Annotated in this window: 16 protein-coding genes and 2 pseudogenes; 10 read left to right on the top strand and 8 right to left on the bottom strand. The window is 67.1% G+C overall.

Translation table 11 applies throughout. The annotated features are described in order from the left end of the window. Positions 1-17 precede the first annotated feature (17 nt). The 3 genes from mvaU to norR form a co-directional block, all read right to left on the bottom strand. Positions 18-371, bottom strand: a complete 354-nt coding sequence (gene mvaU / locus M6E97_RS05870; protein WP_003090506.1) for a histone-like nucleoid-structuring protein MvaU — start codon at positions 369-371, stop codon at positions 18-20. A gap of 307 nt (positions 372-678) precedes the next feature. Then, on the bottom strand, positions 679-1,035 hold the full coding sequence (gene queD, locus M6E97_RS05865; RefSeq protein ID WP_003090505.1) for a 6-carboxytetrahydropterin synthase QueD: 357 nt from the start codon (positions 1,033-1,035) through the stop codon (positions 679-681). A gap of 100 nt (positions 1,036-1,135) precedes the next feature. Next, entirely contained in the window at positions 1,136-2,689 is a 1,554-nt protein-coding gene (gene norR, locus M6E97_RS05860; protein WP_033939018.1) for a nitric oxide reductase transcriptional regulator NorR, read from the bottom strand. Positions 2,690-2,843: 154 nt separating this feature from the next. Between norR and hmpA the strand changes: the two genes are divergently transcribed. The 3 genes from hmpA to M6E97_RS05845 are packed head-to-tail and all read left to right on the top strand — an operon-like array spanning position 2,844 to position 5,517. After that, complete coding sequence (gene hmpA / locus M6E97_RS05855; RefSeq protein ID WP_003090503.1) at positions 2,844-4,025, top strand: NO-inducible flavohemoprotein; 1,182 nt, start codon at positions 2,844-2,846, stop codon at positions 4,023-4,025. A 54-nt stretch (positions 4,026-4,079) separates the two neighbouring features. Next, positions 4,080-4,337 (top strand): psl/pyoverdine operon transcriptional regulator PpyR, encoded by a 258-nt coding sequence (ppyR, locus tag M6E97_RS05850; RefSeq protein WP_003090502.1) that lies wholly within the window; start codon positions 4,080-4,082, stop codon positions 4,335-4,337. After that, the gene (locus M6E97_RS05845; RefSeq protein ID WP_003131074.1) at positions 4,324-5,517 is read left to right on the top strand and encodes an NnrS family protein; all 1,194 of its coding nucleotides are present in this window, start codon (positions 4,324-4,326) and stop codon (positions 5,515-5,517) included. The genes ppyR and M6E97_RS05845 overlap by 14 nt, the downstream gene beginning before the upstream one ends. Here the strand turns inward: M6E97_RS05845 and M6E97_RS05840 are convergent, their stop codons facing one another. Genes M6E97_RS05840 through M6E97_RS05830 form a run of 3 tightly spaced genes read right to left on the bottom strand, consistent with a single transcriptional unit; the run spans position 5,518 to position 7,770 of the window. Further along, complete coding sequence (locus M6E97_RS05840; protein WP_003090500.1) at positions 5,518-5,784, bottom strand: DUF5329 domain-containing protein; 267 nt, start codon at positions 5,782-5,784, stop codon at positions 5,518-5,520. Further along, a complete protein-coding gene (locus M6E97_RS05835) occupies positions 5,768-6,661 on the bottom strand; it encodes a hypothetical protein (protein WP_033939019.1) in 894 nt (297 codons plus the stop codon). Before M6E97_RS05835 ends, M6E97_RS05840 begins: the two co-directional genes overlap by 17 nt. Before the next feature lie 26 nt (positions 6,662-6,687). Continuing rightward, the gene (locus tag M6E97_RS05830; RefSeq protein ID WP_003113385.1) at positions 6,688-7,770 is read right to left on the bottom strand and encodes a hypothetical protein; all 1,083 of its coding nucleotides are present in this window, start codon (positions 7,768-7,770) and stop codon (positions 6,688-6,690) included. 214 nt (positions 7,771-7,984) lie between these two features. Here M6E97_RS05830 and M6E97_RS05825 point away from each other — a divergent pair, with 214 nt between their 5' ends. From M6E97_RS05825 to M6E97_RS05805, 5 genes are all read left to right on the top strand, one after another. Further along, on the top strand, positions 7,985-8,293 hold the full coding sequence (locus tag M6E97_RS05825; protein WP_003090497.1) for a PepSY domain-containing protein: 309 nt from the start codon (positions 7,985-7,987) through the stop codon (positions 8,291-8,293). Then, positions 8,293-8,607: a PepSY domain-containing protein gene (locus M6E97_RS05820; protein ID WP_003131079.1), complete on the top strand. Its 315-nt coding sequence runs from the start codon at positions 8,293-8,295 to the stop codon at positions 8,605-8,607. Before M6E97_RS05825 ends, M6E97_RS05820 begins: the two co-directional genes overlap by 1 nt. Beyond that, positions 8,607-9,278 (top strand): two-component system response regulator CarR, encoded by a 672-nt coding sequence (gene carR / locus M6E97_RS05815; RefSeq protein ID WP_003090494.1) that lies wholly within the window; start codon positions 8,607-8,609, stop codon positions 9,276-9,278. The genes M6E97_RS05820 and carR overlap by 1 nt, the downstream gene beginning before the upstream one ends. Continuing rightward, positions 9,275-10,612 carry a two-component system sensor histidine kinase CarS gene (carS, locus tag M6E97_RS05810; RefSeq protein ID WP_033939020.1) on the top strand — a complete coding sequence of 446 codons (1,338 nt, stop codon included), beginning with the start codon at positions 9,275-9,277 and terminating at the stop codon, positions 10,610-10,612. Before carR ends, carS begins: the two co-directional genes overlap by 4 nt. Positions 10,613-10,702: 90 nt before the next feature. Beyond that, complete coding sequence (locus M6E97_RS05805; protein ID WP_003097699.1) at positions 10,703-11,011, top strand: hypothetical protein; 309 nt, start codon at positions 10,703-10,705, stop codon at positions 11,009-11,011. 4 nt (positions 11,012-11,015) lie between these two features. Here M6E97_RS05805 and M6E97_RS31180 read toward each other — a convergent pair. Both M6E97_RS31180 and M6E97_RS31175 read right to left on the bottom strand, forming a co-directional pair. Further along, positions 11,016-11,552: pseudogene (locus M6E97_RS31180) on the bottom strand (methyl-accepting chemotaxis protein); the annotation flags it as partial. A 321-nt stretch (positions 11,553-11,873) separates the two neighbouring features. Next, positions 11,874-12,941, bottom strand: a pseudogene (locus tag M6E97_RS31175) (HAMP domain-containing protein); the annotation flags it as partial. Between the two features lie 477 nt (positions 12,942-13,418). Here M6E97_RS31175 and M6E97_RS05795 point away from each other — a divergent pair. Together M6E97_RS05795 and M6E97_RS05790 are read left to right on the top strand one after the other, a co-directional pair. After that, positions 13,419-14,744, top strand: coding sequence for a Na+/H+ antiporter family protein (locus M6E97_RS05795; protein WP_033939022.1), 1,326 nt, complete (start codon positions 13,419-13,421; stop codon positions 14,742-14,744). A gap of 113 nt (positions 14,745-14,857) precedes the next feature. Continuing rightward, positions 14,858-16,543: a methyl-accepting chemotaxis protein gene (locus M6E97_RS05790; RefSeq protein ID WP_003138923.1), complete on the top strand. Its 1,686-nt coding sequence runs from the start codon at positions 14,858-14,860 to the stop codon at positions 16,541-16,543. The last annotated feature ends 17 nt before the right edge of the window (positions 16,544-16,560 follow it).

Raw genomic sequence — 16,560 nt, 5'->3', positions numbered from 1 at the left:
CCGTCGGGAAAACCGGCTTAGCGTTGCAGCCAGGATTCGACGGTTTCGGAACCGTACTGTTCTTTCCAGGCTTTCAGAACCTTGTGGTTGCCGCCCTTGGTTTCGACGACTTCACCGTTGTTCGGGTTCTTGTAGACCTTCAGGGCGCGGGCACGGCGCTGCGGAGCGGCGCTGACGGTGACCGGAGCCTTGGGGTCGAGGATGGCGATGATGTTGTGCAGGGTCATGCCGTACTTGTCCATCAACGCCTGCAACTTGTCCTTGAATTCCAGTTCCTGCTTCAGGCTGCTGTCGCTTTTCAGCTTTTCCAGCAGGGCCAGTTGCTCCTGAAGTTTGCGCTCTGCCTCGCGGAACTCGGCAAGTTTGGACATTCGTTTCACTCCCGTTCTAAAAATATGGTGCTGGGTTTTGGTGCATTTATAGTGGCTTTACGGACTTTCCGTGTCCGCGGCAAAGGATAAGTCTTTATCTACTGGAAGAACAATATAGTTGCACGGTTTTATTGACTAACGGACTGTGGAGACAGCTTGCCGGATGTTTCCCGGAAGAATATGAAACCTTTATGTCCGTGGGGATAATGCTTCGTACAACCCATGGGAGAGAGACGGCAGAACGGGCCCGTTGTGTGGAAGCCCGTTTTAGAGCGGATGGCGAAGCGCCAGGGGAGAGTCGGGCGAATCAATCGCCCCGATATTCGCAACCGCTGGTGCAAGTTTCGTGGACGCGGACCTTGGAGAGTTCCGGCAACAGCGGCTTGAGTTGTTGCCAGATCCAGCGGCAGAGGTTTTCGCTGGTGGGGTTTTCCAGGCCTGGAATATCGTTCAGATAATTGTGGTCGAGTTGCTCGTAGATCGGCTTGAAGATCGCCTTGATTTCCGCGAAGTCGCGGATCCAGCCGGTATGCGGATCGACCTCGCCTTCGATGTGGATGGCGACACGGAACGAGTGGCCGTGCAGGCGCCCGCATTTGTGGCCTTCGGGGACGTGGGGCAGGCGATGGGCGGATTCGAAGGTGAATTCTTTGAAGAGTTCCACTGTAGTGCGCTCTGGATCGGGGTTATCGGACAACCGGAATGGGGGCGCCATGGTAACAGGTTTGCGCGCCGGGCCCGGTGCGCTCCGACCGGGCGGTCGTTCACCTGAGTTGCAGGCGGCGCGCCAGGCGCGCCAGGTTGGCGCGATCCAGGCCCAGTTCGCGTGCAGCCGAGGCCCAGCTTCCCTGGTGGCGGGCCAGGCAGTCCTGGATCAGGCGGCGTTGGTAGGCGTCGGTGGCCGCGCGCAACGAGTGACCGGTCTGTGGCACGGAGGGCGCGGGCTCGACCACGCTGCGAGGTGGCGCGGGGGTTTCCGCGGGCAGGTCGAGATCCTGCCGATGCAGGGTGACGATCCGCGATCGCTCCGGATTGTGGCCGAGGGCCTTGAGCGAGGCGCGGCCGACCAGGTGCTCGAGTTCGCGCACGTTGCCCGGCCAGCGATAGTCGAGGAGCGCGGCCTGGGCCTCGTGGTCCAGGCGCAGGCTACGCAGTCCCAGGCGCGGTCGGTTTTCCTCGAGGAAGTAGCCGGCCAGCAGGAGGATATCGCGGCCGCGCTCGCGCAGCGGCGGCACGCGCAAGGGATAGACGCTGAGGCGATGGTAGAGATCGGCGCGGAAGCGCCCGGCACGTACTTCCTCGGCCAGGTCGCGGTTGGTGGCTGCGATCAGGCGTACGTCGACGCGGTGCTCGCGATCGGAGCCGACCCGCTGCAACTGCCCGCTCTGCAGCACGCGGAGCAGCTTGGCCTGCACCGCCAGCGGCAACTCGCCGACCTCGTCGAGGAACAGGCTGCCGCCGTCGGCCAGTTCGAACTTGCCGCGCCGTTCGTTGACCGCGCCGGAGAAGGCGCCGCGCACATGGCCGAACAATTCGCTTTCCACCAGGGTCTCGGGCAGCGCGGCGCAGTTGAGACTGATCATCGGCTTGCCGCTGCGCATGGAATGCCGGTGGATGGATTGCGCCACCAGTTCCTTGCCGACCCCGGTCTCGCCGGTGATCAGTACGCTCAGGTCGCTGTTGGCGACCAGGCGGATTTCTTCCAGCAGCGCCTTGTGCGCGGCGCTCTGGCCGATCATTTCCCGTGGCCGCTCGCCAGCGGCTTCGAGATAGGCCTCGGCGCGCTGGTGCTCGTCCTCGGCGCGGCGGGTCAGGTCGCGCATCCGCTCGCTGGCCTTGACCGTGGCGGCGGCGAGGCTGGCGAAGGCCTCCAGGGTATCCAGGTCGGCGCTGGCGAAGCGCGACGGATCGAGGGTATCCAGGGTCAGCAAGCCCCAGGGCTGGTCGTCGAGGTACAGCGGACAGCCCAGGCAATCATGGATTTCCAGGTGGCCGTGGAGGCCTTCCACCAGACCGTCGTAGGGATCGGGCAGGCCGCAGTCGGCGGGGAAGCGGGTCGGCCCGCGGCGCTCCAGGAGAGCCTCGAGGCGCGGATGTTCGCCGACCCGGAAGCGCCGGCCGAGGGTGTCCGGGCTGAGGCCGTCCACCGCCAGCGGGATCAGGTATTCGCCGTCCAGGCGCAGCAGCGCGGTGGCGTCGCAGGGCAGCAGGTCGCGCAGGGCCTGGAGCAGGCGGCGGTAGCGTTCGTCTTCCGGCAGGTCGCGGGACAGGTCGGCAACCAGCGGGATCAGGGTGGCAAGCAAGGGATTGGTGGTCATTTCGACCTCTTTGCAGTCCTAATGACTCTGAATGGTTGCAGTCATTATGACCTATGCCGGCCTGCAAGGCCCGTGAATTCTGGTAGTTTGCCTTGGCACGCTTCCTGAAATGCTTCGAGGTGAAACAAAACCTTGCATGCGTCAGGAGTCATCTATGTTGTCCAATGCCCAACGTGCCCTCATCAAAGCCACCGTACCGCTGCTGGAGACCGGCGGTGAAGCGCTGATCACCCATTTCTACCGCACCATGCTCGGCGAGTACCCCGAGGTTCGCCCGCTGTTCAACCAGGCCCACCAGGCCAGCGGCGACCAGCCGCGGGCGCTGGCCAATGGCGTGCTGATGTACGCCAGGCACATCGACCAGTTGCAGGAACTCGGCCCGCTGGTGGCCAAGGTGGTGAACAAGCATGTCTCCCTGCAGGTGTTGCCCGAACACTATCCGATCGTCGGCACTTGCCTGTTGCGGGCGATCCGCGAGGTCCTCGGCGAACAGATCGCCACCGACGAAGTCCTCGAAGCCTGGGGCGCGGCCTACCAGCAACTGGCCGACCTGCTGATCGAGGCCGAGGAGTCGGTGTATGCCGCCAGCGCCCAGGCCGATGGCGGCTGGCGCGGCGTGCGGCGCTTCCGCGTGGCACGCAAGCAGGCGGAGAGCGAGGAAATCACCTCGTTCTACCTGGAGCCGGTGGACGGCCAGCCGCTGCTGGCGTTCCAGCCGGGACAGTACATCGGCCTGCGGCTGGACATCGACGGCGAGGAAGTGCGCCGCAACTATTCGCTTTCCGCTGCCAGCAACGGCCGCGAATACCGCATCAGCGTCAAGCGCGAGGCGGGTGGACGGGTCTCCAATCACCTGCATGACCGGGTCGCCGAGGGCGACGAGCTGGATCTGTTTCCGCCGGCTGGCGATTTCGTCCTGCGTGACAGCGACAAGCCGCTGGTGCTGATCACCGCCGGCGTCGGCATCACCCCGGCCCTGGCCATGTTGCAGGAAGCGCTGCCGCAGGCGCGGCCGATCCGCTTCATCCATTGCGCCCGGCATGGCGGCGTGCATGCCTTCCGCGACTGGATCGAAGACGTGTCGGCGCAGCACGAGCAGGTCGAGCACTTCTTCTGCTATAGCGAACCGCGCGCCGGCGACAGTGCCGACGCCGAGGGATTGCTGAGCCGCGAGAAACTGGCCGACTGGTTGCCGCAGGAGCGCGACCTGGACGCCTACTTCCTCGGACCCCGGCCTTTCATGGCGCAGGTCAAGCGCCACCTGGCCGACCTCGGCGTACCCTCGCAGCAATGCCACTACGAGTTCTTCGGTCCGGCCGCCGCGCTGGACGCCTGAAGCGACGGGCCGGCGCGAGGTGCGTCGGCCCTTTTTCGGAAAAAGGAGATCGAGATGAACGCTCTGTTCGATTGTCCACGGCGGGTGCTGCGGATCGGTCACGGGCTGCTGGCGGCCGGCCTGGCGCTGCTCGTCGCCGGCGTGATCGCCGCCTATTTCCTCGACCGCTACCTGAACATGCCGGCGCTGGTGTTTTCCCATGCGCTGGTGATCCTCGGCCCGACCCTGTTGAAGATTGGCTACGTGATGCGCCTGAGCGCGCTGTTCCGCATGCGTCGACCCGGTTGGGAGGTCTGCTGTGCAAGTGCTTGATCGTTCCAGGCTGATGGCCATACCGCCGATCTGGCGCCTGGGCTTCCGCCCGTTCTTCCTCGGCGGCGCGCTGTTCGCGGTGCTCGCCATCGCGCTCTGGCTGGCGGCGCTGGCCGGGCTCTGGAGCGGCTGGCAACCGGTCGGAGGCTGGCTGGCCTGGCATCGTCACGAAATGCTCTTCGGTTTCGGTGTGGCGATCATCGCCGGCTTCCTGTTGACCGCCGTGCAGACCTGGACCGGCGTACCCGGCCTGCAGGGCAAACCCCTGGCCCTGCTCGCCGGGCTCTGGCTGGCGGCGCGCCTGGCCTGGCTATTCGATGCGCCGCTGGCGCTGCTGCTGGTGCTGCAACTGAGCTTCCTGCCGCTATTGGCCTGGGCTATCGGTCGCAGCCTGTGGCGGGTGCGGCAGAAGCGCAATTACCCGGTGGTGGGCCTGTTGCTGCTGTTGACCCTGGCCGACGCCCTGGTCCTGCTCGGCCTGTTCGAGGGCAACGACGACTGGCAACGGCGTGCCTCCATCGCCGCGCTATGGCTGATCGCCGGAATGATGAACCTGATCGGCGGGCGGGTGATCCCGTTCTTCACCCAGCGCGGTCTCGGCCGTCAGCAGCAGGTGCCGGCGATCGCCTGGCTGGACAATGGCATCCTGCTGGGCTGCGTGCTGGTGGCGCTGCTCACCGCCGCGGGCGTCACGGCGCAGCCGACGCCCTGGCTTGCAGGACTGTTCGCCGCCCTCGGCGGTGCGCAACTGTGGCGCCTGTGGCGTTGGCGCGATCGCGGCATCTGGCAGGTACCGTTGCTCTGGTCACTGCACCTGGCGTATTTCTGGATCGCCGTGGCGCCGCTCGGCATGGCGCTCTGGAGCCTGGGCCTGGCGCTGGCGCCGAGCCAGGCGCTGCACGCGCTGGCGGTGGGCGGCATGGGCGGGTTGATCCTGGCGATGCTGGCACGGGTCACTCTCGGCCATACCGGTCGCGCGCTGCAACCGCCGGCAGCGATGCCCTGGGCTTTCGCCCTGCTCAATCTCGGCTGCGCGGCGCGGGTGTTCCTGCCCAGCCTGTTGCCGGCGAACTGGGCGCTGCCCCTGGCAGGCGGACTGTGGGCTTTGGCGTTCCTGCTATTCGCCTGGTGCTACGCGCCGATGCTGTGTCGTCCGCGGGTCGACGGCCATCCCGGTTGATCAGGGGGCTTGCCGCAGACGCCGCAGCTCCTGGTTCAGCCAGTCGGCGGAGTTGCGCGTCTGCCCGGCGCAGCGCACCTGGTAGGGCTTGCCGCTGAGGCTGCTCTGGGTCGCGGCGCGCTCGATGAAGTCCTCGCTGCTGGCGACCAGATCCTTGCGCTCCAGGTAGTCGAGCTTCTTCTGCAGGTGGGCGCGGGCCTCCGCGGCCGGGTATTCGCTGCCGTTGCGGATGAAGGTGCAGCCGCTGTCTTCAACAAAGCTCAGCAAGCGGCCGATCTCCTGGCTCGCCTGCGGGGAGGGCGTGGCCAGCGCCGGCAGGCTCGAGGCCAGCAGCCAACAGGCGGCGCAGGTAGTCCGCCAGGTAATCGTGAAAGCGCGCATCGTTCCAGTACTCCATGTGGCTCAACGGGGTGTGCCGCTTGTACCAGGGACCGACCGGCAGGACGAGGTCCTCGTGGACGACCGCGGCGTAGTTCTGCAACGGCCGCAGCGGATAGCCGAGCGGATCGGCCGGCGCGTAGACGTTCAGCCAGCGTGCCTGCTGGCGGATCGCCGGGGTCAGGCAGTGGCCGGGAAAGCGGATCGGACAGACCTTCTCGTAGGCGAAGGTGAACAGCGGGATGTTACAACCGAAGGTGACCAGCCCGGCCAGGGTTTCCAGGCCGAGGAAGGGGTCGATCGAGCAACTCGGCGTGCGGTTGAGTTTCTGCTGGTCCCAGATGAAGTTGGATACGATGTGCCCGCCCAGGGAGTGGGCGAGGATCACCAGCGGCGTCTGCGGCCCGACCTTCGCGCGCAGGGCCATGATCCCGCTGCGCACGTGCTGGTGGACCTGCTGGTAGGTGGTGTCGTAGGCGGCGCTGACCTTTCGGTAGCCGCTGGCGTCGCCGAGGAACAGCGTCACCGCCCGGCGCAGCCAGCGCCAGCCCAGCGGCTCGCGCTCGATGCGCTTGAGGTAGTCCAGTTCGCGGGCGTCCAGCACGCTGGCCCAGTACAGGCTCTGGAAGGCCACCTCGCCGGCTTCCGCACCGAGACGTCGGCGCAGCGCCGCTACCAGTTCGCGGGCGTAGCTGTGCAGACCGTCCTCGTCGCGGCTATCGGGCTGGTCGCCGATGCCGTGGATCAGCGCTACGGCCAGTTTCATGCAGGATCCTTCTCGTCGGTGGCGGCTCAGTCCAGCGCTTGCAGGCGTTCGCCGAGCCGGCCGCCGTCGACCAGTTCGAGGAATTCGTCGCCGAGCCTGCGGCTTTCCGCCATCGCCTGGCGCCAGTAGCGCTCGCGGCCGTCGTCGTCGCCGAGGTAGCGGGTGAAGTCCTTGCGGTCCGGCAGCTTGGCGTGCGGCAGGCGCGCCAGGTACTCGCGCGACGGCGCCAGCAGCAGCACGTCCTGCAGGCGCCCGGCGTCGCCACGGCGCCAGGGCAAGCCCTTGTCGAACCAGCCGGGGATCACCTTGTCGGTGAAGTGCGGGTAGAGCACCACGCCGCGGTCCTCGTAGGGCAGGTCGAGATGGTAGTCGAGCAGGCCGCCGTCGCGGTAGGTGCCGGGGCCGGCGCCAGGCAGGTCGCGGACGCCTTCCATGACCATCGGGATCGAGCCGGAGGCGAGCAGCGCCTGGCGCAGGTTGCCGCCGTCCAGGTGCAGGTAGCGCGACGGGAAGTCGGTCAGCGCGGCCAGCGGCGGCGCCTGGCGGGCGTCATGCAGGATCACCCGTTCGAAGTGGCGGTGCAGGTGGCGGCGGCCGATCAGGTTGTCGCGGATCACCGAGGACAGCCCCAGGCCGAGGCTGGCCTTGTGGTCGTGGGCGAGGCGCCCGTGGCTCTTCACCACCACCACGTTGAGGCGGTACAGCGGGTTGTCGAGGATCCGCGCGTCCTGGCCGGCGAGCAGGTCGTCGAGCATCGCCGCGCACTTGCGCGAGACTTCGGCGATGCTCACGCCTTTGGGAAAACGCTGCCGGGTGTACAGCTCGCCGAGGCGGGTGAGGCCGGCCACGGCGTCGGGCAGGCAGGCGCTGGCGAAGCGCCAGGAACCGATGGAGGCGCCGATCAGCGAGCGTTCGCGCGGGGCGCGCGGCAGCCACTCGCCGAAGATCGCCAGGTCCAGTCCCTGGATGCCCAGCGCCTTTGGCCCGCCGGCGGCACCGGGGACGATGCCGACGTCGGCCGGCTGCAGTCCGCGCTCGCGGATGCGGGCGAGGGCGCGGCGACCGGCCTTGAGGGTCAGTGCGGGGGACTTGATCTGGATGGCTGGCATGCTGGTCTTCTCCCTTGCGAACCGGCGATTATAGGACGAGTTGTCGCAGGACCAAGCGCTTTCGAACGCCGGCGAGCCCCATCGCAGAGGCTTTCCGCTACCCTATGGCGCGCCCCGGCCATGTCCTTGCGGCAAATTCAGCTTCAATTAAGAGCGCCCGGTTAATCTGCAAACCGTCGAAAGCAACACGATTGATTCCCACGGAGAGATTCCCATGAAGAAACTGACTGCCCTGTTCGCCGCCACCGCCATCGCCCTGACTGCCGGCCTGGCCCAGGCCCGCGACCTCGGCCCGGACGAGGCGCTGAAGCTGCGTGACGCCGGGACCATCAAGTCCTTCGAAGAGCTGAACAAGAACGCCATCGCCAAGCATCCCGGCTCGAGCGTCCACGATACCGAGCTGGAAGAGGAATACGGCCGCTACATCTACCAGGTCGAGTTGCGCGACCCGCAGGGCGTGAAGTGGGACCTGGAGCTGGATGCCGCTACCGGCGCCGTGCTCAAGGACCACCAGGACGACTGATGAAGTGGCTCATGCGCTACGCCGGGATCATCGCACTGGTCCTGGCGGTCATCAGCCTCGAGGCGATGGCGCGCGACCTGGACCAGGACGAGGTCCTGCGCCTGCGCCAGGACGGTGTGATACAGCCGCTCGAATCCCTCATGCAGGAAGCCCTGGGGCGTTACCCCGGGGCGCGCCTGCTGGAGGTCGAGCTGGAAGAGGAAGACGACGTCTATGTCTACGAGGTGGAACTGCTCACCCGCGACGGCGTCGTGCGTGAACTGGAACTGGATGCCCGCAACGGCCGCATCCTGAAGGACGAGGAAGACGACTGATGCGGTTGCTGCTGGTTGAGGATCACGTTCCCCTGGCCGACGAACTGATGGCCAGCCTGACCCGCCAGGGCTACGCGGTGGACTGGCTGGCCGACGGCCGCGACGCGGCGGTGCAGGGCGCCAGCGAGCCCTACGACCTGATCATCCTCGACCTCGGCCTGCCCGGGCGCCCCGGCCTGGAGATACTCCAGGAGTGGCGTGGGCTGGGACTCGCGACTCCGGTGCTGATCCTCACCGCGCGCGGTTCCTGGGCCGAACGCATCGATGGCCTCAAGGCCGGTGCCGACGACTACCTGACCAAGCCGTTCCATCCGGAAGAGTTGGCCTTGCGCATCCAGGCCCTGTTGCGCCGCGCCCATGGGCTGGCCAACCAGAGCCAGCTGGAGGCCGCTGGGCTGCGCCTGGACGAGCAGCGCCAGTGCGTGTGCCTGAACGGCGCCGACGTCGACCTGACCGCCGCCGAATTCCGCCTGCTGCGCTATTTCATGCTGCACCCCGGCCAGGTCCTGTCCAAGGGGCACCTGGCCGAGCATCTGTACGACGGCGAGACCGAACGCGATTCCAACGTCATCGAGGTCCACGTCAACCACCTGCGGCGCAAGCTCGGCCGCGAGGTGATCGAGACCCGCCGTGGCCAGGGTTACCGCTACGCCGGGGTGGCCGCCGGATGAGGTCGATCCAGCGGCGCCTGAGCGTCGGCCTGTTCGCGGTGCTGCTGGTGGTCGGGCTGGTCCTCGCGCAGACCGGCCTGTGGCTGTTCGACCAGGGCCTGCGGCGCTATTTCGCCGGCAACCTGCGGGAGGAGGCGGAGAACCTGCTGGTGGCCATGGTGCGCGGGCCGAACGGCATGCAACTGGACGAGCAACGCCTCAACCCGGCGTTCCAGCGCCCGTATTCCGGGCGCTATTTCGTCATCGAGCTGGAAAAGGACACCTGGCGCTCACGCTCCCTGTGGGACAGCGAGCTGGAGGTGCCGCACAAGAAAGGGCTGGTGCAGGGCCTGGTCGATGGGCCCGAGGAGCAGCGACTGCTGGTGTTCCGCGGCCACTACAAGCGCATGGGCCAGAAGCTGCGGATCGTGGTGGCGCAGGACTATACGCCGATCCTGGAAAGCTTCGCCCGCGTGCAGTGGATGGGTCTGGGCGCCGGCGCCCTGGCGCTGCTCCTGGTATTGCTGTTGCAGCGCCTGACCGTGCGTCGTTCGCTGCGTCCGCTGGAGGAGGTGCGCCTGCAGATCGCCCAGTTGCAGCAGGGCCAGCGTAGCCAACTGGACAACCAGGCTCCCGAGGAGCTGGAGCCGCTGGTGGAGCAGATCAACCACCTGCTGGCGCACACCGAGGAGACCCTGAAGCGTTCGCGCAACGCCCTGGGCAACCTCGGTCACGCCCTGAAGACGCCGCTGGCCGTGCTGGTCAGCCTCGCCGAGCGCGAGGAGATGGCGCGCCAGCCGGAGTTGCAACAGGTCCTGCGCGAACAGCTGGAACAGATCCAGCAGCGCCTCGGTCGCGAGTTGGGCAAGGCGCGCCTGGTCGGCGAAGCGCTGCCTGGCGCACATTTCGATTGCGCCGAGGAGTTGCCGTCGCTGTGCGACACCCTGCGCCTGATCCACGGCCCGCACCTGCAGGTGAGCTGGAGCGCGCCACCGGGGCTGCGCCTGCCATGGGACCGCGAGGACCTGCTGGAGATGCTCGGCAATCTGCTGGACAACGCCTGCAAGTGGGCCGATAGCGAAGTCCGCCTGACTGTCGCGCAGGGCGAGGGCATGGTCCGCCTGGAGGTCGACGATGACGGCCCCGGCATCCTCCCCGACCAGCGCCAGGCGGTGCTCGAGCGGGGTACCCGGCTCGACGAGCAGGTCAGCGGCCATGGCCTGGGCCTGGGCATCGCGCGCGACATCGCCGAGGCCTGCGGTGGCCGCCTGAGTCTCGAAGACAGCCCGCTGGGCGGCCTGCGAGTGAGCATCGAGTTGTCGTTGCAGAAGAGCGGCCGCGCCGCCAGGGCTTAACAGTTCTTCACCATTTGCCGACAGTCCCGGCAAGATTTCCTCCTGCGCTTTCCCTAGCATCCCGGGCTTCTTGCAAGGAGGTCTTGGACGATGAAACGGCGGACGGGTACGGGCCGCTGGCGCTGGGCGCTGATGCTGCCGGTGCTGGTGTTCCTGTTGGGCGAGTCCAGTGGACAGCGAGAGGAGGGGCGGTCGCCGCGGTTACCCGCGCAGGCTCGCTACGAGCAGGCCGTGGAAAACGCGTTGCGCAGCGAGCGCGGCGAGCCGCGACAGGCCGGGACAGCGGCAGCGAAGGTGGCCGAGGCGGGAGCCCCGGCGCGTCTGCGTGGCTGGCTGCGCTCGCTGGCCCGCCTGGCGATCTGGGGGACCTACGGCCCCCCGGCGCTATTCAGGCCGTGAACGGTCAGGCCTTGAACTGTTCCATCAGGCCCTGCTGGTGGTTGGCCAGGCGGTTCAGCGACTGACTGACCTGGGCCGATTCCTCGGCCTGGCTCGACAGCGACTCGGTGACGTCGCGGATCGCCGCGACATTGCGGTTGATCTCCTCGGCTACCGAGCTCTGTTCCTCGGCGGCGCTGGCGATCTGCAGGTTCATGTCGTTGATCACCGTCACCGCCTCGCCGATCCGTTGCAGCGCGGCCACCGCTTCATCCACCTGCTCGACGCTGCCCTGGGCCTGGCGATGGCTGCCGTGCATGGCGTCGACCACGTCGCGGGTGCCCTGTTGCAGGCCTTCGATCACTCCGCGGATCTGTTCCACCGAGTCCTGGGTGCGCCGGGCGAGGTTGCGCACTTCGTCGGCGACCACCGCGAAGCCGCGGCCGGCGTCGCCGGCGCGGGCCGCCTCGATGGCCGCGTTGAGCGCCAGCAGGTTGGTCTGCTCGGCGATGGCGCGGATCACTTCCAGCACCGAACCGATTTCCTCGCTGCTGCTGGCCAGTTGCTCGACCTGGCCCATGGCGCTGGTCAGGTTGGCGGCCAGGCTGTCGATGCCCTGGGTGGTGCGGTCGATCAGCGCCAGACCGTCGCGGGTCGCCTGGTCGGCACCGCGCGCAGCGTCGGCGGCCTGGGCGGCGCTACGGGCGACGTCCTGGGCAGTGGCGGTCATCTCGTGGGATGCGGTGGCGACCTGGTCGATCTCGCGGAACTGCTGCTGCATGCCGGCGCTGGTCTGGCTGGAAATCGCCGCCGACTGGTCGGCGGTACTGCGCGCATCGCGCACCGAGACCTTCACGTCGCGGATGATCGGCTGCAGCTTGTCGAGGAAACGGTTGAACCATCCGGCCAGTTCGCCCAGCTCGTCGCGCCCGGTGTGCGGCAGACGCTGGGTCAGGTCGCCTTCGCCGCTGGCGATGTCGCGCAGCATGTGGGCGACGCCGAGGATCGGCCGGGTCACGCCGCGGGCGGTCAACCACAGCACCAGCAGGCCGAGCACCGCGGCGCCGAGGCCGAGGCCCAGTTCGACCCAGGTGCCTTCGCGACGCATGTCGTCCAGTTGCCGCTCCAGCGCCAGGGCCGGGCCGAGGAGGGCGCTCTTCGGCACTTCGAGGAGCACGCCCCAGGGCTTGGCGCCGGGAATCGGCTGCAACGGTTGCAGCACCTTGAGGTCGTCGTTCTCGTTGAACAATTGGCTCTTGCCGGCGGCCAGCAGTTGCAGGAGTTCGCCGGCGTGCTGCGGATCCGCCTTGGCCAGGTTCTTGCCGAGCAGGCCGGCGTCGCGGCTGTTGCCGGCGAACAGCCCGGCCGGGCTGAGGATGCCGACCTGGCCGACGCCGTCGTAGAGTTCGCGGTTGCCCTGTTCGCTGAGCGCCTGCAGATTGCTCAGGTTGATGTCCAGGCCCATCACGCCGATCACCTTGCCATCCAGTTCGAGGGGGAAGGCGATGCTGGTCATCAGCAGTTGGCGCTCGCCGACCTTGTCGAAGTAGGGATCGAGCACGCAGGGTTGAGCGCTTTCCTTCGGGCAGGTGTACCAGGCGTTGTAGGCCGCGCCGCTGGGCCCGCTGCTGGTGTCGGCGAGTTCGGACTCGACCATCGACTCGGACTCCAGCTGTCCCGGCGTGGCCTGCGCCCAGTACAGGGAGAAGCGTCCCTTGTCGTTGCTGCCCAGGGCGGGCTGGTCGACGAACAGTTCGTCCTTGCCGTCCAGTGCGTTGGGTTCGAAGACCACGTACAGGCCGAGCACCTCGGGATTGGCGGCGAGCGCGGTGCGCACCTGGCGGGTCAGGTCTTCGCGCAGGTCGTAGGCGTCGAGGAAGCGCTTCTGCGCCTGGTCGCGGAGGAACAGGATCTGCCGGGAGAAACCCTTGCCGTACTGGAAGGCATCCATGAAATAGCGCTGGATGCGCAACGCCTGCAATTCCCCGCGGGCTTCCAGGCGCAGGCGCGCCGATTCGTCGAGCATCTGCGTACTGGCGCTTTTCACCAGTACGCTGCTGTGCTGCATGCGGTAGACCGAAAGGCCGACCAGCAAGGCGACCACGCCGAGCAGGCAGAGGCCTGCCAGCAGGGTGATCTTCCATTGGATGGACAGGCGGCGAAGGAACATGGGAGGGGTCCTTGTACGAAGAAACTGCGGGGGCCCAAGGCTTATCGGCAGGGCTCGCCCATTCTTGACGACGGTTCGTTCGCTGGCGCCGGATTGCCGTCGTGCGGCGAATCGCACGCAAGAACCGTGCACAACGGTTTATAGCCAGGCGACATTCGCCCATGCGCGGCTTTGACAGGCGGGGATGGCTGTAGCAGAGTACGCCCCTTTTTTCGGTCGCAGGCGGCCGGGTTCGTTTCATTTGCAAGGAGTTCAACGATGAACGCAGTGGTGCTGGCGGTCGCACTGATGCTCGTCCTCAGCCTTTGCCGTGTGCATGTCGTGCTGGCGCTGATCATCGGCGCGGTGGTCGGCGGACTGTTCGGTGGCCTAGGCCTGGAGGGGACTCTCAAGGCCTTCAACGGCGGCCTCGGCGGGGGTGCCACGGTGGCCCTGTCGTACGCCATGCTCGGCGCCTTCGCCGTGGCCATCGCTCGCTCCGGCGTGGCCCATGCGCTGGCCGACAAGGTCCTGGCGCTGCTCGGCCGGCACGACGAGCAGGGCAAGGGCGCCGGTGCGTTCAAGTGGATTCTGGTCGGCCTGCTGCTCTGCGTGGCGGTATCCTCGCAGAATATCCTGCCGATCCACATCGCCTTCATCCCGCTGCTGGTGCCGCCGCTGCTCTATGTGCTGAGCAAGCTGCAGATCGACCGGCGATTGATCGCCTGCGTCATCACCTTCGGCCTCATCACCCCGTACATGTTCCTGCCGGTGGGCTTCGGCAACATCTTCCTCAATGAAATCCTGCTGGCCAACGTGGCGCGCAACGGCGTCAACGTCAGCGGGATCAACGTCACCCACGCCATGTTCATCCCGGCCCTGGGCATGCTCGCCGGGTTGCTCATCGCGGTGCTGTTCAGCTACCGCCGCAAGCGCGTCTACGACTTGCAGCGGATCGAGCAGGCCGAACGCGTCGATGTCAGCTATAGCCCGAAAAGCCTGGCGGTGGCCGGGGTCTCCATCGTCGCCGCGTTCGTCGTGCAGCTGTGGCTGGACTCGATGATCATCGGCGCGCTGGTCGGTTTTGTGGTCTTCTCGCTGTCCGGCGTGGTGCGCTGGAAGGAGACCGACGACCTGTTCACCGAAGGCATGAAGATGATGGCCACCATCGGTTTCATCATGATCGCCGCGGCCGGTTTCGCCGAGGTGATGAAGGCCACCGGCGAGGTGCAGAGCCTGGTCGACGCCTCGGTGGCCTGGATCGGCAACAGCAAGGCGGTCGGCGCCATGCTGATGCTGCTGGTCGGCCTGCTGGTCACCATGGGCATCGGCTCGTCGTTCTCCACCGTGCCGATCATCGCCGCGATCTTCGTCCCGCTGGCGGTGCAACTGGGCTTCAGCCCGCTGGCCATCGTCAGCATCGTCGGCACCGCCGGCGCGCTGGGGGATGCAGGTTCTCCGGCGTCGGACTCGACCCTCGGGCCGACCTCCGGGCTCAACGTCGACGGCCAACACAATCACATCTGGGACACCGTGGTGCCGACCTTCCTGCACTACAACCTGCCGTTGCTGGTGTTCGGCTGGGCCGCCGCGATGTTGCTCTGAGTCCTATTTCGGGCGGTCGCCTGACGGAATGTCGGGCCGGCCGCTTAAGCTTCCGACGGGATTGCCGATGAAACGGGAATCCCGTTTTTTATTGGGCGTCATGCTAGGAGTTGATGATGCGTCTGACCCTGAAATCCAAAGTCCTCCTGCTGGCCATGGTGCCGGTGCTGCTCTTCGCCCTGGTGCTCAGCGGCGGAGCGGTGCTGATCCTGAAAAAACAGGCTGATACCGAAGTCAAGGATACCCGCGAGCGCCTGCTCGGCGACCGTCGTGCCGAACTCGAGCACTATGTGCAGATCGCCATGGGCAGTATCCAGGCCGAGTACGACCGCTCGGCCAACGGCGACCTGAACGCCCGCGCCGAGGCCATTGCGCGCCTGTCGAAGGTCAAGTACGGCAAGGACGGCTATATCTTCGGCTACGACTCCCAGGTGGTGCGCCTGTTCCGTGGCGACAGCCCGGTGGACGTCGGCAAGAGCTTCCGCGACCGCCGCGATCCCAGCGGCGTCTACCTCAACCGCGAACTGGTGGAGGCAGGCAAGAACGGCAGCCACTACGTGACCTATACCTCGCCGCTGCCGGGTAACGAAAGCGTCATGGTGCCGAAGCTGTCGTACACCCTGTACCTGCCGAAGTGGGACATGGTGATCGGCTCGGCGATCAACCTCGACGGCGTCGAGGCCCAACTGGTGGAGATCAAGCAAGCCATCGACGAGCGTATCGGCACCCTGATCGCCAGCATCGTGGCGATCGCCGGGGTCCTCCTGGTGGTCCTGCTGGTGATCGGCCTGGCGGTGGCCAACGCGATGCTGCGTCCGCTGCACCAGATCCGCCAGAACCTCGACGACATCGCCGCCGGCGAGGGCGACCTGACCCGCCGCCTGCCGGTGACCAGCCACGACGAGCTGGGCGAGCTGGCCGGTTCCTTCAACCGCTTCGTCGAGAAGATCCACGGTCTGGTGCGGCAGATCGCCGGGATGACCGGCGACCTCAAGCAACTGGTGGAGCAGATGTCGGCCCAGGCCGAGCGTTCCGAGCAGGCCATGGAGCGCCAGCGCCACGAGACCGATCAGGTCGCCACCGCGATCAACGAGATGTCCGCCGCCGCCCATGAAGTGGCGCAGAGCGCCCAGCGCGCCGCCGAGGCCGCGCAGCAGACCGACCACGAAGGCCAGGCGGCCAAGCGCGTGGTGGACGGCAGCATCGAGCGCATCCACGCGCTGGTGGACGAGATCCGCGACAGCGGTTCCTCGCTGGACAGCCTGCAACAGGACGTGCAGTCGATCGTCAGCGTGCTCGGGGTGATCCGCTCGATTGCCGAACAGACTAACCTGCTGGCGCTCAACGCGGCCATCGAGGCGGCCCGTGCCGGCGAGGCCGGACGTGGCTTCGCGGTGGTCGCCGACGAAGTGCGGGCGCTGGCCAGCCGCACCCAGCAGAGCACCCAGGAAATCCAGGGCATGATCGATCGCCTGCAGCAGGGCACCAACGCCGCGGTCGACGCCATGCGCCGTTCCGGCGAGGCCGGCGAGGGCACCAGCAACCAGGCCAACCAGGCCGGCGATTCGCTGGACGCCATCGCCCAGTTGATTGCCACCATCAACGCGATGAACGCGCAGATCGCCAGCGCCGCCGAGGAACAGACCGCGGTGGCCGAGGAGATCAACCGCAGCGTGCACCAGATCGCCGGCGCGGTGGACAGCGTCGCCGACGAGGCCCAGCAGGGCGCGCAGACCGCCCGCAGCCTGGCGCAACTGGGCCAGGGCCTGGGCCGGCTGGTCGGTCAGTTCCGCATCTGACCCTTCCCCCGCGCGAC

This window comes from Pseudomonas sp. B111 (genome assembly GCF_026428275.1).
GTDB lineage: Bacteria > Pseudomonadota > Gammaproteobacteria > Pseudomonadales > Pseudomonadaceae > Pseudomonas > Pseudomonas aeruginosa.
The sequence above is the reverse complement of the archived record's forward strand: the minus strand, read 5'-3'. Positions and strand labels throughout refer to the sequence as shown.

Excerpts from the sequence above, each read along its gene's own strand:
- carR (WP_003090494.1), top strand. The coding sequence starts at position 8,607 with ATGCGGTTGCTGCTGGTTGAGGATCACGTTCCCCTGGCCGACGAACTG.
- M6E97_RS05830 (WP_003113385.1), bottom strand. The coding sequence starts at position 7,770 with ATGCCAGCCATCCAGATCAAGTCCCCCGCACTGACCCTCAAGGCCGGT.
- M6E97_RS05790 (WP_003138923.1), top strand. The coding sequence starts at position 14,858 with ATGATGCGTCTGACCCTGAAATCCAAAGTCCTCCTGCTGGCCATGGTG.
- M6E97_RS05805 (WP_003097699.1), top strand. The coding sequence starts at position 10,703 with ATGAAACGGCGGACGGGTACGGGCCGCTGGCGCTGGGCGCTGATGCTG.
- norR (WP_033939018.1), bottom strand. The coding sequence starts at position 2,689 with ATGACCACCAATCCCTTGCTTGCCACCCTGATCCCGCTGGTTGCCGAC.
- hmpA (WP_003090503.1), top strand. The coding sequence starts at position 2,844 with ATGTTGTCCAATGCCCAACGTGCCCTCATCAAAGCCACCGTACCGCTG.
- ppyR (WP_003090502.1), top strand. The coding sequence starts at position 4,080 with ATGAACGCTCTGTTCGATTGTCCACGGCGGGTGCTGCGGATCGGTCAC.
- mvaU (WP_003090506.1), bottom strand. The coding sequence starts at position 371 with ATGTCCAAACTTGCCGAGTTCCGCGAGGCAGAGCGCAAACTTCAGGAG.
- M6E97_RS05825 (WP_003090497.1), top strand. The coding sequence starts at position 7,985 with ATGAAGAAACTGACTGCCCTGTTCGCCGCCACCGCCATCGCCCTGACT.
- carS (WP_033939020.1), top strand. The coding sequence starts at position 9,275 with ATGAGGTCGATCCAGCGGCGCCTGAGCGTCGGCCTGTTCGCGGTGCTG.
- M6E97_RS05795 (WP_033939022.1), top strand. The coding sequence starts at position 13,419 with ATGAACGCAGTGGTGCTGGCGGTCGCACTGATGCTCGTCCTCAGCCTT.
- M6E97_RS05820 (WP_003131079.1), top strand. The coding sequence starts at position 8,293 with ATGAAGTGGCTCATGCGCTACGCCGGGATCATCGCACTGGTCCTGGCG.
- M6E97_RS05835 (WP_033939019.1), bottom strand. The coding sequence starts at position 6,661 with ATGAAACTGGCCGTAGCGCTGATCCACGGCATCGGCGACCAGCCCGAT.